This window comes from Mucilaginibacter sp. P4_E8 (assembly GCF_056401495.1).
Map to the genome: position 1 here is coordinate 40,323 of NZ_JBFUJG010000032.1, position 14,277 is coordinate 54,599.

At 41.4% G+C, this 14,277-nt stretch carries 10 protein-coding genes; 2 read left to right on the forward strand and 8 right to left on the reverse strand.

The genetic code is table 11. The annotated features are described in order from the left end of the window. Nucleotides 1–91 precede the first annotated feature (91 nt). Complete coding sequence (locus AC1DRQ_RS14255; protein ID WP_477425387.1) at nucleotides 92–1,216, forward strand: sensor histidine kinase; 1,125 nt, start codon at nucleotides 92–94, stop codon at nucleotides 1,214–1,216. A 14-nt stretch (nucleotides 1,217–1,230) separates the two neighbouring features. Beyond that, a complete protein-coding gene (locus AC1DRQ_RS14260) occupies nucleotides 1,231–1,974 on the forward strand; it encodes a LytR/AlgR family response regulator transcription factor (protein WP_477425388.1) in 744 nt (247 codons plus the stop codon). 124 nt (nucleotides 1,975–2,098) lie between these two features. On the opposite strand, the gene AC1DRQ_RS14265 is transcribed toward AC1DRQ_RS14260, so the two are convergent. From AC1DRQ_RS14265 to AC1DRQ_RS14300, 8 genes are all read right to left on the reverse strand, one after another. Further along, nucleotides 2,099–2,320: a hypothetical protein gene (locus AC1DRQ_RS14265; protein WP_477425389.1), complete on the reverse strand. Its 222-nt coding sequence runs from the start codon at nucleotides 2,318–2,320 to the stop codon at nucleotides 2,099–2,101. 60 nt (nucleotides 2,321–2,380) lie between these two features. After that, nucleotides 2,381–3,322, reverse strand: a complete 942-nt coding sequence (locus AC1DRQ_RS14270; protein ID WP_477425390.1) for a DUF6268 family outer membrane beta-barrel protein — start codon at nucleotides 3,320–3,322, stop codon at nucleotides 2,381–2,383. Between the two features lie 180 nt (nucleotides 3,323–3,502). Beyond that, on the reverse strand, nucleotides 3,503–4,894 hold the full coding sequence (locus AC1DRQ_RS14275; protein WP_477425391.1) for a glycosyl hydrolase family 18 protein: 1,392 nt from the start codon (nucleotides 4,892–4,894) through the stop codon (nucleotides 3,503–3,505). Nucleotides 4,895–4,931: 37 nt separating this feature from the next. Beyond that, nucleotides 4,932–6,344 carry a glycosyl hydrolase family 18 protein gene (locus AC1DRQ_RS14280; protein ID WP_477425392.1) on the reverse strand — a complete coding sequence of 471 codons (1,413 nt, stop codon included), beginning with the start codon at nucleotides 6,342–6,344 and terminating at the stop codon, nucleotides 4,932–4,934. A gap of 489 nt (nucleotides 6,345–6,833) precedes the next feature. Then, nucleotides 6,834–9,680: a hypothetical protein gene (locus AC1DRQ_RS14285; RefSeq protein WP_477425393.1), complete on the reverse strand. Its 2,847-nt coding sequence runs from the start codon at nucleotides 9,678–9,680 to the stop codon at nucleotides 6,834–6,836. Nucleotides 9,681–9,938: 258 nt separating this feature from the next. After that, nucleotides 9,939–12,107 carry an alpha-galactosidase gene (locus tag AC1DRQ_RS14290; RefSeq protein ID WP_477425394.1) on the reverse strand — a complete coding sequence of 723 codons (2,169 nt, stop codon included), beginning with the start codon at nucleotides 12,105–12,107 and terminating at the stop codon, nucleotides 9,939–9,941. Nucleotides 12,108–12,115: 8 nt separating this feature from the next. Continuing rightward, nucleotides 12,116–12,991, reverse strand: a complete 876-nt coding sequence (locus AC1DRQ_RS14295) for an AraC family transcriptional regulator (RefSeq protein WP_477425395.1) — start codon at nucleotides 12,989–12,991, stop codon at nucleotides 12,116–12,118. A gap of 34 nt (nucleotides 12,992–13,025) precedes the next feature. Next, a partial coding sequence (locus AC1DRQ_RS14300; protein WP_477425396.1) for an alpha-L-fucosidase occupies nucleotides 13,026–14,277 on the reverse strand: 1,252 nt, incomplete at its 5' end.

Here is a 14,277-nt window from a genome sequence, read left to right on the forward strand (position 1 = left end):
TAATTGGTCAATTATTTAAGGTGGTTCATGTAAAAGCACTGTATAAATAAATACAATTCATGTATCTTAGATAAAATGTTACCAAAAGGAAATGAGCGCTTTATCAGTTAATAGTTCCAATAACAACTGGTTGTTTAAATACAAGCTATACCATATTCCATTTTGGTGTGTTTACCATTATTTGTGGTGGCTGCTGGCTGTTGGCGATCCTTTAAAAGCTGCACACTCCATGTTTTTTTCGGCTTATACGGTAAAGATCCTTGCTTACGTAGTTTTCCAGGCGCTGGCGGTATATTTTAATTTATATTTTCTGATCCCGCGATACCTCGAAAAAAACAGGCTGATCGAATATATCATTTACCTGACCCTAACTATAGTTTGCGCGGCCTCATTAATTAATACCGGGTATTACCTGAGTGCTTTTTTAGCGCACTGTACTATTCAGACGATGTTTGGAGCCGAGGCAGGCAGTTTTTTTCATTTTTTTGGCACATCGCTCCCTTCTACCGTGGCCAGTATGACGCTTGCCATGAGCATTAAGTTAACCAAGAATTGGATACAAACCGAAAGAAGACAACAACTTTTAGAGAAAGAAAAACTGGAAACAGAACTTAAATTTTTGAAATACCAGTTTAACCCGCATTTTTTGTTTAACAGTATCAATTCCATATTTTTCCTGATCCATAAAAACCCTGATATGGCATCGGCTTCCCTTGCCAAATTTTCTGAGTTATTGCGGTATCAGCTATATGAATGTAATGACCAGCAGATCCCGCTTGGTAAAGAGCTTACCTATCTCGAAAACTTTATTGAACTTGAAAAACTCCGGCAAAACAACAACATAGATGTATCCTTTGAAGTTGAAGAGCCATTTGCAGATCATTTAGGTATTGCCCCTTTTATATTGATGACCTTTGTTGAAAACGCGTTTAAACATGTCTCCAAGCATACCCACGGCCCCAACTGGATCAGCATTAAATTAGCATTGGATCAGCAACAGCTGAATCTGTTTATTGCCAACAGCACATCAACAGAGGCAGCTAACGAAGTATTAAATTACGGTGGCATCGGCCTAAAAAATGTCAGGAGAAGACTTGACCTGATATATCCGGAGCAATATGAGCTGGATATACAAAATAACACGAATAGGTTTGAGGTAAGACTGCAGCTTACATTAGCCGAGTTTGAACTGTCGTCGACACTGCAAATGGCCTGAACACTAACAGATATATGATGATCAACTGTGTAATTATTGATGATGAGCCATTAGCGCGGGAGGGCCTGGCCAATTATGTACGAGAGGTTGATTTTTTACATCTGACCGCGACCTGTGAAAACCCGCTTGAACTGATCAAACTGTTGGACCAGCACCAGATTGATTTGATATTCCTGGATATACAGATGCCCAAAATGAATGGGATAGATTTTTTAAAGATCGTGCAAAATCCGCCTATGGTAGTAATTACCTCGGCTTATCCCAGTTATGCATTGGAAAGTTTCCAGCTAAACGTATTGGATTACCTGTTAAAACCCATCACATTCGACCGCTTTTTTAAATCGGCCCATAAAGCTAAGGATTATCACCGGCTCCTTACCAATTCAGCTTCACCGGGGCAGCAAAAGGATGTACCGGATGCTGATTACTTCTTTATTAAATGCGGTAACAAATACGAGAAAATATATTTTGATGATATCCTGTACGTGCAGGGCATGCAAAATTATGTGACCATTTTTACAGGGAAAGGCAAATATATCACCCTGTTAAACCTAAAAAGTTTAGAGCAAAATTTAGACAGCCGGTCTTTTATCCGGGTGCATAAATCCTATATGGTATCTATCAGTAAAATTGAAGGCATTGAGGGAAATGAAATCTTTATGCAAACCCACCGCATCCCTATCAGCAGGAATTACAGGGAACAGGTAATAGCTCAGGTGGTTGAAAGTAAGCTATGGGATAAAATAAAGCTTTCTTAAATTATCCTGACCTCAAGCATCAATAAAGCCGGTTCTTATGCAAGAACCGGCTTTGGCTTTTCTTATAAAGTTAAATATCAGGCTCGATAATACTTTCAGAAATTTACGCATAACAGTTTATTCCCTAAAAAAGCACCTCACATTGATGGCCGCAATTATTCAGCAACCGGATAATACTTTCTGTTGAGAAATTTTCTCCTTCGACCCTTAAAACATTATCACAATCTTCCAGGTCGAAGTTTATGCGACTGCCAGGCAAATGTTCTGTCAATTTTCGGATGATCAGCACTGACTGGTCTACATCCTGAACATCCGTTTTAAAAACCTCTATCATTTTACTGATCATTGTTGTTGTTAAATAAGTTTGTTTGATCATTATTTACCGACCACTGATTCAAATGCATTGTTAAAACCGATAGTTAATTCCGGTTTGAACTGCAACACCCGCTTTCTTTAATTCGGCCAAAGGCACGCGCTTATTCAAGCTATTGAAGGGTGCCCAGTTTACCTTTTGATCTTTGGAGTACAAGTCTAACTGCTGTGTAAAGTTATATCCCGCACTAACGTTGATCGAAAAGTTTTTTGCCAACATATATTCATAAAACAAACTGGTTTTAAATTGCTGGGCCTGGAAATAATCCGAGTTCATTTTCTTTGACAAGCGGTATGACCCTCCCCCAATGCCAAAATCAATGTTTATACCCATAGCGCTTTTATTTGATAGCTGGTATTTTAATTTTTCAGAAACCGGTAATGTTCCTGAAAAGCTCAGTTTATCGCTAATTTTCCAGTCAATACCAATTATTGGCACCAGTAGCGTTCCAAAAAATTGTTTGGAGAATGCTGCCCCTATCGAATAAGAAAACTTATCTGACTTTTTGATCCTTAACATAGCAGCGCCAGAATAAAGCATATCCTCTCCAGAGATATCCTTCAAATCGGAGGAAAGTGATGGTATAACGGAAACGATCAAGGCATACTTAGGCGAAAATGATTTCTGAAAAGTAAGCGGTACGGAAAATGAGTGAAATTTTGACCCTCCAAACTCAGATCCCATACCCGAAAGAAACAGGCCACTGTACCCAACCCCGGCCAAAAAAAAGTCAAGCTTGCCATTTTGCATTTTACTATATACAGGTAATGTAAGTGTACCATTAACCTGTTGTATGTTCATATCCTTGCCATTAACCTTAAATGGCGAATAGGTGTAATCAGCCTCGAACGAACCCAATTGCAGGTTGACTGGGGCGGGCGGGCTTTGTTGTACTGGTGTACCTGGCTGCGTTTGTGCAGATAATTTAAACGAGATAAAAGCTACGGCAATTAATAACAGGATTCTTGTTTTCATAATGTGTTGTGGGGTTATTTTTTTATTATTTTCCCCTTAAAACACGTTGATCCTGGTTTACCCTTACTCTTAATTGAAATTATTTTGGATATTATCCCGAATTTTCAATAGTCAGGATATTATTAAACAAAAGCAGCCGGTGCAACAATATGCAACGGCTGTTGATTAAAGTTGTACTTATTATTGATTTACTCCAAATGCCTCCCATCCCGATGCGGTGGTACGGGTACAGGTCATGGCTTGCGTGCCGTTCTCACTTGAAATAAATTTGCCGTTATTACCCCTTAAAGTAACCTTTCCATCTGTGGTGGGTACCCAATCAAATTTTTCCCAATCACTGGCTGTGGTACGATTGCAGGTAATGGCCATGGTTCCGTTTTCTGAGGATACATATTTGCCCATACTGCGCAGCGATATTTTGCCACCACCGGCATCAACCACGGTAAATGTTTCCCACGCCGATGCTGTTGGACGGTTGCACCTCATGGCTTGTGTGCCGTTCTCGCCGCTTGCATATTGGTTATTAAACCCTTTAAGTGTTATGGTTTGCCCAATTGGCGCAGTAGTGCCCCCACCTGTGCTGCCAGAAAGCGTAGTAAAAATGGCCGATAGCAGGGAGTTAGCGCCTGTGGCATCCTGTGACAGTTCCCACATCATAATACCACCTCCCTGGTTAAGGGCCAGTGTTGTTTTGCTTTGAATGGTAGGGATGCCATTGTAACCTATCCCGTTCCAGGTATCTGAATTAGGGCTACCGCCACCTGCAAGGATATCGGCATAGGAAGTGTATGGCTCCCGGCCATAAAATGGCACACCCAATATGGCTTTTGCCTTAGGTAAACCCCTGCCAAGCCAGTAGCTTAACGAAGATGAAGCCAATGAATACGGTGAATGATTTGAACCCTCGCCATCATAGGCCATCAGGTTTAAAAAATCCACATAACCAAACACATTGCTCTGAATGCTGGAGCCATCGCCAGAAATAACTGCCGCGGTTAACAGCTTACCCTGGTTATGCAAGGCTGTACTTAACTGCTGCATCAGGGTTGAATAATTATTTGATGAGGCACCATCATCCGGATATTCCCAATCAATATCGGCACCATCAAGGTTATACTGGTTAACCATATTGACAATGTTATTGACAAAATTAGTACGCGATCCTGAATTAGCAGCCAGCGATTCAAATCCACTATCGTTGCCATCATTCCATCCGCCTATGGAGATAGACACCTTTACACCATTTGCATGAGCGGTTGATACCAGGCTTTGCAGCTTCGGAATATTATCAATAGCACCCAGGCCGCCTGATGAGGTTGGTATTACAAACGCGTAATTAATGTGGGTAAGCTTGGAGTACTGAACCTGGTTAACAGCGCCTGCCCAGCTTGGCATGTAACCAACTACCTTAAAGCCGGTGGGGATAGCTGATGTACCTAAAGATCTGGGGCTTGCATCGGGAGATGGAGTTGGGGCCGATGGTGAAAAGTTATTATCTTTTCGGCAAGATGAAAGTGCAAAAAGCACCACTGCTATACAACATAGCAGAAAGGAGTTTAAATTTGTTTTCATAAATTATTTGATTATTGGTTAATGATAGGTTAGTTTATTATTGATTTACCCCAAAAGCTTCCCACCCGGATGCGGTAGTGCGGGTGCAGGTCATGGCCTGCGTACCATTTTCGCTGCTGATGAATTTGCCATTATTGCCCCGTAAAGTAACTTTCCCATCAGTAGTAGGGATCCAGTCAAACTTTTCCCAATCGCTTGCAGTAGTACGGCTACAGGTAATAGCCATGGTTCCGTTTTCTGAGGATACATATTTGCCCATACTGCGCAGCGATATTTTGCCACCACCCGCGTCAATTACGGTAAAATGTTCCCAATCGCCGCTAGTAGTGCGGGTACAGGTCATGGCTTGAGTACCGTTTTCGCCACTTACATACTTGTTATTAAAACCTTTAAGGGATATTACAGTACCAATCGGAGCGGTAGTTGTGCCGCCACCACCGCCGCCGCCATGTGCAACTATTGCTGTATGAATGGCCGATAACAGGGAGTTAGCCCCGGTAGCATCACCCGCTAATTCCCAGATCATCATACCACCAATCCCCCTGTCAAAAGACAGATTGGTTTTACTGGTTATGGTAGGGATACCGTTATAACCAAAGTTTTGAAAAGTATCTGAATTTGGGCTGCCTCCTTGTGCCAGTATCGTGTTATAATTAGCAGTAGAATAATCATAGCGGTTATCGCGAGCGTAAAATGGCACACCTAATATGGTTTTTTCAAGAGGCAGACCGCGGCTGTTCCAGTAGTTTAAACAGTCAACCGCGGATTGATAGGTGGAGTGCTGGAAGTTATTGTCGTCATAATCCATGATGTTGAGCCAATCAACGGCAGTAAACAAACCGCTTACTACATAAGTGGCGCCATTTGAAATAACGGCAGCGGTACACAGCTTGCCATTGTTATGCATGGCTGTGGCCAGTTGCTGCATCATCAATAAAAAATTATTAGCCTCGGTGCCAACTGATGGAAATTCCCAGTCAATATCAACCCCATCAACATTATATTGATTTACAAAGTTCACCATGTTGTTAACAAAAGCGGTACGTAAACCGGAACTGGCTACTATGGTATGAAAAGCATCGCCGCCACCGCCGCCGCCAACAGCAATAAGTACTTTAACATTGTTATTATGCCCAGCTGAAACCAGACTGGTGAATTTTGGTAAATTATCGAGCGGGTTTAAACCTCCGCCGGTTGTAGGGGTAAGAAAGGCATAGTTAATGTGCGTTAGTTTGCTGTACTGGATGCTGTTTACATCCCCTTCCCAGCTGGGTAAGTAGCCTACTACTTTAAATGTTGCCGCTGTTACCGCTTGTGTGGTTTGATTTTCTTTTGGAGCAGGTTCATTTGCAGGTATAATGTCGTTCCGGTTATCCTTACGGCAGGATGATAAAGCAAATAATACCATAATTACTCCGCAGAGCAGATAAGAGTTAAAATTTGATCTCATAAGTTAATAGTTAAGTGGTTTATAAATATTTGTTAATTGTCGATCTAAACTTTGCTCGGTCAAAACGGCCTGTTAACAGACATTTGCGGGACTTATGAATATCAAAATGTGATATTAAGGCAGATGTGATAAAGGCTTTTAGGTTATTTTATAAGCGTAAATCTATATAATATTTTATAAATAACTGATTATAAATGATTTATAAATATCATAATACGCATAAATCGCAAGCGTTGTAGGGCTTTTGTAGGGTATAGTTACGATAGGAATATAGTGATCATCTCAAAAAAATATTTTTCTCGATACGCTTAACCCACAATTAAATTTTTATTAATCATGAGGAAACTTTACTAATAAAAGGATTGATTGTACAGCGGCATTATACGGCGTTATAAATAAAAAAGGCCGTTTACCTGTTAGATAAATGGCCTTTTGAGAGACACCGATGGATATTTTCCCGAATTATTATAGATGGCTTGAAAATGTAAGTTAATTCCCCTTTTTTCTGACGATGCCAAAACGTGCTAACACCCTATTAATTTCAGCACTATCTCTTAATACACTTACCTGCATCCTGTTCATAGCATAATCTGAAATTTGCCAGCCAAGTGGCAGTACCGGCCATATACTTGTATTGGGTACCTGATCAGTAGTAGGTTTGAATAAATAAAAACCATAATGCTTCATCTTAGAAAGAGAGTAGTTCCATCCATCTGATTTTTTCATATAGCCTACCCTGCTATTCAATATGCCTACCGGTGGCGCCAGCGGCTCAAATAAATTTTTGGGCTTACCTATTGGCTCCGTCCGTTTCACCGAATTAGGGAGAGACAAAAATTGTGGCTGTATATAGTTAAATATGGTATCCTCCTTAATCAGCTTGCTGCGTACCCTCTCAAACACGTTCAACACCCCCAGCGAAGTCTCTGCACCGGAATTATCCCAGGTGCCTCCATCAGTAAAATGATGCTTTCCGTTTAATTTAGCTGTAGGACTCACATAAGGGAACCTGGCACTCAGAAAAGCCGCAGTACTCAGTCGCAGGTCGCCGGGATCCTCAATTTCCTGTTCCAAAAACACCGTCGATGGAAAATCAAGGCTATCCAATAATACTGGCGCTGATATACCCTTTTTTCCGCTATCCACATCAAATGTATTGGCAAACAGCAGCGGCACTTCGTAATTGCTCCCCTTCCACATCCTACCCATTGTAACGCCCAGATCCATGTGATGGGCATAGGTATGCCTTTCCCAATCCTCTTCCATCAATCTTGCCCTGTCTGTCCAGGGTGCTATTCCCAGCGCAGATGCCAGCATATCCCTTCCGAGCAAAGCAACAATATCCGAAGTAAGATAATCATTCCGGTAAACGGCGAGGGAATTAACCGGATAAAAAACTGTATCGGCGCTCACATTTTGCCGGTATTGATAACGGGCACTGCAAAGCAATGATAAACCTACCGTGCCGCCTGATGCACCAGAATAGGAAAAAACATAGTGCTGAAAATCCTTCACCTGATTGTCACCCTTATACCCGCTCTTGAGTAAACTATCCAGTGTACCTATAACCATGGTTGTCCATACTGTAGCCCTGATACCCCCGCCATAGGCATTTACAAAAAATACGGGATAAGACTTACCAGGATGCTGAGCAACAAAAGCTTTAATTTCCTGTTTGCGGCTGTTTAGCCATTGCTCTGTATAATTGTTTAATGAATCCAGGTTTTTTTGATAGTTCTTTTGTTTTTGAACGTGAGCTTCATGATAGGTGGTGATGGTGCTTACTGACCGGTAAAGGGTAAACAGCAATAAAAAAGTGATCATGCTGATACCTACCTTTTTGCCTGCAAACAGCAAAAAGGAAAAAAACAATAAATAACCGGCAATAGCGCATAATACTATGGGCATGGTATAAAAGCGGTTGCCACTGGTAAGTTCATTTAAAATGGGTGGAAAATTGCATAAGATAAAAAAAAGCATAGCGGCAAGTCCACTGAAAATGATCCAGGGCGCGGCACGCCATTTGGCAATAGCCGGAACGCTGGTACGCAGGGTGACCGTAATCATAAAAATGACCGATAAAAAGACCAGGTCAAGTGATAAATAAGCAAGAAAATAAGGTTCACGGCTTTGTTTACCATATCCGTAACCCCATATAAACATTGGTAGCAACAGCAGTGCTATGGTCAACCAATAGCGCCATTGAATCACTGTTGTTCCTGATTTATATATGCGGTCAATCCAGTTATAGCGCAAAACGATTTTATAAAAGCCCAGGGAAGCCACCAGAAGAACCAGCGGGGATATTCCGTTAAGCAGGTAATTAATATGGTAAACGTTCATGGTATGCAGGATACCCGTAGCAGGGATCAAAAAAGCGGCAGCACCCAGCAACCGGCCAACATCTACTTTACCGGCTGGTCTGGCGCCGGCCTGCAACCGGGTATTAAAATCAACAGGTCCCATAAAAAATGCCTTATAGCTTATTTTAATGGAATTATCAATTGCCTTTGGTAAATGCCAGCACATGAGGGCCAGCAGCGTGGTTGAGGCCAGGAAATAAAAACTAGCGCTTCGGGATGTGTTGATTGACAGCAGCATGTCCTGTATCTGATCACTTACAAATATCCCCATGAAAAAGGTTAGCAGCGTGAGCAGTACAATACGGAACCGCCAGGAGTAGGTAAGTAATTTCCCCAGCCATGCTGATACATAATCAAGCCAAAACCTGGGCTTACCTAACTTAAAAGACTCATATAGCAACTTGCTGGCCACAATAGCCAACAACAGGTATTTTGCCCATGCAAAAATGCAGATGGTCCAGACACCGGGTAATGCTTCTTTAAGCATGAAGAGGTGTAGCATCCGGCTGGTCCCTATATTTTCAAATACATCTAGCAACCCGGCCAGGACGGCTAAAACTATAAAGTTGAAAACCATTCCCTGCGAGATTACTCGGCGATGGCGGTTTACCTTTTGATAGCCAATCCGGATAATTAAAATAAACAGGATCCCTACATAACACACAATAAGGCCATAGTCGGCATTGTTTTGAAAAATTACCGTATCAATCCCGGTTACAGTTTTTGAGTAAGTTGATTTACTGGTATAAACCTGATCCTTTTTAAATCCGGCCTGCCATTCTTTCAAAATGGAATCCCGCCTGGCATTACTGGTATTAATTTCCCAGCTAATGATACCCGAGGGGCTGTATTTGGTTACGATGAGATAATTATCTTTCAGGGTCATACTGCCGATAAGCAAAAAACCGGTCAGCAGTAATAAAAAAATAGGTTCGAAATGACGGTTGACCCTGCTCTGTAAGCGTCGAAACATAATTATATTAATTGATTGAAGTTAATGAAAAAGAGTGATAACAAGATATTTTCTTTCCCCATTTTCATTAATCCAGGCAATCAAAAAAGTCTGATCAACCGGTCATAATTGAAATTAATATTCAGGGCTGAGAAGCGCTTACACAAGCTGTACTTATATTGAAAGATTTCTTTGCAAAAAACAAGAAGCCACCTTTTTCCTACAGAAAAAGATGGCCAATGGCATTGAATGAGTTACTCCATGATCGTAAATGATTTATTAATTCGCTGCACTTATTTCTATCACCATACTGGTTAAGGGTATTAATTTTCCAGGTGTTAAATTAAGTCCCATCGTCATCAAATAATCGCCGCTAAATACATGTCCGTTTTCTGCCAGGTTTGATTTGGTACCAGGCATAAGGTTTGTTTCTTCTACCTTGTACTGTTTATGGCTGTCGAGGCCCTGCAAGCGCACCCTGTTTAATACTTCCTTGTACCGGGTGTTAAGGTTATAATTAAACAAAACAGCTTTTGATTTTTCTTCATTTACATACATCACCACCATACGATTCTCCTCATACGGCGAAACAATACGATACAGATCACCAAACCAAATTGTATTGTTTAGCCGGTTATAGTTTTTAACGGCTTGTTTACTAAACTTCACTTCTTCATCCGTCATTTTACTAACCTTAATGTCATAGCCCAGCTTGTCCATCATGGCCACATCCGTTCTAAATTTGATAGATTGCTTTCCCCATGAAGTAACATGGCTTGAGATGGTTAAGGCTGGGAAAAAATTACTATATCCCCACTGTATATACAAGCGCTCCAGGGGATCGGTATCATCGCTCGGCCAAAATTCAGTAAAATATTTTAAAGCGCCATAATCGGTACGCCCTCCACCACCAGAGCAGAGCATAATGGGTAAATGTGGATATTTTTGCCGTATCCGATCTAATATTTTATACAGGCTCAAAGTATAATCAACATATAATGCAGATTGCCGGTCTTTTAAATACGGCGACCATGCATTGGTCATGCTGCGGTTGCAATCCCATTTTATATAAGCCAGGCCGGGATTTTTAGCTAACATATCAACAACAACATGATACACATAATCAGCCACTTTAGGGTTTGTAAGATCGAGTACCAATTGATTGCGCTGATAGTTTTCGTCGCGGTTGGGTAGCTTCAGGATCCAGTCAGGATGCTGTTCATACAATTCGCTTTTAGGGTTTACCATTTCGGGCTCCAGCCAGATACCAAACTTTAACCCTTTAGCTTCGGCCTGTTTAACCAGATAGCCTATCCCGTTTGGTAATTTTGATTTATTCTCCTGCCAATCCCCCAGCCCTGCTTTATCGTTATTACGTGGATATTTATTGCCGAACCATCCATCATCAAGCAAAAACAGATCGGTACCCAATTTTGTGGCGTCATCAAATAAATTAACCAATCCCTTTTCATCAAAATTAACATGCGTAGCCTCCCAATTATTAAGCAACGTAAGGCGTGGCTTATTACCATCAAGGACACCATAATTGCGTGCCCATTTATGCAAATTACGACTGGCCCGCCCCTTTCCTGTGGTTGAGTAAGTGAAAATAAAGGCAGGAGTAATAAAAGTTTCACCCTTTTTTAATTTATAAGCCGAGGCATAAGGGTTAATGCCCGATATCACCCTTAACGCGTTGCGTTCATCAATTTCAAAATGGAATTTAAAATTACCCGTCCAGGCTAATGTACCGGCTATCAACTCCCCGGTTGTTTCATCTGCGGGCTTATTCAAGGCCAGGAAAAATACTGGGGTTTGGTACATATCAGCACGCGTCCCTAACTTACTATCTATCTCTTTTACCCCGCTGGTAAGCTTGCTTTCCTGCATTTTCATTTCAGAGGCCCAATCGCCATGAAATCGTGTAAGCCAGTAATCTTTAGCTTCAAAATGCAGCATGGATGAGGCATAATCATCTAAGGTTATTTCACCCTTTTCATTGTTCCTGATCTCTGTCCATGATTTTATGATATCCTCCTTATTGAAAGCCTGGTAATGCAATATTACCTGAACMGGATATTTGGGATCCTGCAGCAAAATGTTTGTTTCCGAAACATTATCATCCAGGTTTTTCGCGTCATGGCTTACATATTGCAGTTCGAGCGATGGATTACCGTCACTATGTGTTAAACGGATGGCAGGCTGTAGCAGGTCTTCCATCCCGCCGGTAATATAGGCTTCATGTTTACCACCGGGTATTAACCGGTCATCATCCTGATTTACAAACCGCTTGCCCAGATATGACTGATATACCCTGTTATTGGCGCCGATGGTAAGTATAACACTTACATTTTTGGTAGCAATAACTATTTCTTTTCGGGCTTGCGCGTTTACAACAACAGCGCTATAAAAAATAGTTAAGTAGGTAAATAATATAAATTTCTTCATACAAAGAATTAGGATTTTACCCGGATAAACTCCTTTTGATAGTTTAAAGGACTTTTACCCGTAATGAGCTTAAAGTATTTAYGAAAATTGGCGAAGTTGTTAAAGCCACTTTCATAACATAATTGTTTTAATGGCAGCTTATTTTCTATAAGCAACTTACAGGCATGGCCAACTTTAATCTCCAGCAAAAACTTAGAATAGGTTTTGCGTGTACGCGATTTAAAATAACGACTAAAAGAGTTTGGGCTGATCCCTACCAGGTCGGCAAGTTCATCCATATGTATTTTATTTTTGAAGTTTGCCAGTGAATATTTATAAATAACATTGATGCAATCATTTCGCGATTCTTCCACATTAGGGCTAAACCCTATTGATGATAAGTTATCCATATGATCACATTCGGCAATTGCAGTCAGGGCCTCAATTAGCAAAACTATTCTTTTTGACCCTTCGGCAATAAGCAGCCTTTCCATAATTTCGGCAATAACCTTTTTAGTTTTGCCGGTAATTTGTATCCCACGCCTGGCTTTTTCCAGAATAGTTTTGATCATCTTGTTTTCGGGCAGTTGCAAAAAATCATTTCCCCAAAAATTCTCGCCAAAATGGACAACCCCGATATTAACAGGAACATCATTATCCGGAGCAAAATAAATGTTGTCAAACCGCCAGTAATGTGGCAGGTAAGCCCCTACCATTACAATATCACCAGATTTAAATTGCCGTATATTATCGCCAACAAATTGGGTCCCGCTACCTTTTTTAAAATGGATCAGCTCTATTTCCGGGTGGTAATGCCACCGGTTGTTAACACAAGGAACAAGATCTTGCCGAACACTAAAAGATTGAGCAGGACCGGCTGATACTTTAAGTAATTGTGGCTTCATTCAACTTGACCTATTATTGATATATCTCCAATTATTAATCAATTGCACCTGTTTTCATTTTACCAGTGGCTTTAACTCCCTGCGTATCCATAACTCCTTTTACTTCCACCTTAATTACCGTAGCAATGTTATCTGTAACTTTAGCAGGTGTGTTTATAGTTATGCCATCATTACTTGCATCGGTTTTTAAACTGGCCCCACCAGCGAGCATTTTAGCGCTAACAACTTCATTTTTAAATCCGGGAATTACCAGTTTACCATCCGCTGGCCAGTTAAATACAGAAAAATACAGGATCGTGTTTTTACCATCGGGCTTAAGGGTACAGCGCCCCCAGCTTAGCGGTTGTAGAGGGCTGGCCTTGGTGGCATATATGGCTTCGCCGTTCACCTTCATCCATTCGCCCATCTTTTTTAATGAATTGATGCTTTCCTGCGGAAACTCCCCTTCATCAGTTGGACCAACGTTTAACAGGTAGTTCCCTCCTTTTGACGCAATATCAATGAGGTTGTGGATCAGGGTTTCGGGTGTTTTCCATTTATGGTCAAAGCTTTTATAACCCCAGGTTCCGTTCATGGTCATACAGGTTTCCCAGTCTTTGCCGTCAAGTTCACTCAGGTTGGGTATTTTTTGTTCCGGTGTTTTATAATCACCTGCAAAATTGGGGCGTTTAAGCCGGTCATTACTGATGATGTTGGGTTGCAGCTTTAATACGTCATGTAGTTTTTGCGCGTACTCATCGGTCATGTTGGTTGGTGTATCCCACCAGATCACCGCAACCTCTCCATAATTGGTAAGCAGTTCCTTTACCTGCGGAACGGCTACCTTATCAATATAATCGGCCATGGTGGCAGTGGTTTGTGCCGGATCCCAGTGACCGCTGTGTTCCTGAGTATAGGCATCTATTTTTGCCGAATCGGGATTTGCCCAGCCTTCACTGCTTATTTTGCGTGCTGCCGCCCCGCCCGGATTATTCCAGTCCTGCGCCTGCGAATAATAAAAGCCCAGTTTAATACCATACTTATGACAAGCTGCTGCCAATGGTTTTAAAACATCCTTGCCATATGGTGTAGCATCGGCAATATTCCATTTACTGGCGTTTGATTTAAACATGGCAAAGCCATCATGGTGTTTTGCGGTGATCACAATGTATTTCATACCAGCTTCTTTAGCCAGTTTTACCCAGGCATCCGCGTCATATTTTACCGGGTTAAACTTTTTGGCAAACTGTTGGTACTCAGCTACCGGGATTTTGGCCCTGTTCATGATCCATTCGCCGCCACGGCCT

Excerpts from the sequence above, each read along its gene's own strand:
- AC1DRQ_RS14280 (WP_477425392.1), bottom strand. The coding sequence starts at position 6,344 with ATGAGATCAAATTTTAACTCTTATCTGCTCTGCGGAGTAATTATGGTA.
- AC1DRQ_RS14255 (WP_477425387.1), top strand. The coding sequence starts at position 92 with ATGAGCGCTTTATCAGTTAATAGTTCCAATAACAACTGGTTGTTTAAA.
- AC1DRQ_RS14285 (WP_477425393.1), bottom strand. The coding sequence starts at position 9,680 with ATGTTTCGACGCTTACAGAGCAGGGTCAACCGTCATTTCGAACCTATT.
- AC1DRQ_RS14265 (WP_477425389.1), bottom strand. The coding sequence starts at position 2,320 with ATGATCAGTAAAATGATAGAGGTTTTTAAAACGGATGTTCAGGATGTA.
- AC1DRQ_RS14275 (WP_477425391.1), bottom strand. The coding sequence starts at position 4,894 with ATGAAAACAAATTTAAACTCCTTTCTGCTATGTTGTATAGCAGTGGTG.
- AC1DRQ_RS14260 (WP_477425388.1), top strand. The coding sequence starts at position 1,231 with ATGATGATCAACTGTGTAATTATTGATGATGAGCCATTAGCGCGGGAG.
- AC1DRQ_RS14270 (WP_477425390.1), bottom strand. The coding sequence starts at position 3,322 with ATGAAAACAAGAATCCTGTTATTAATTGCCGTAGCTTTTATCTCGTTT.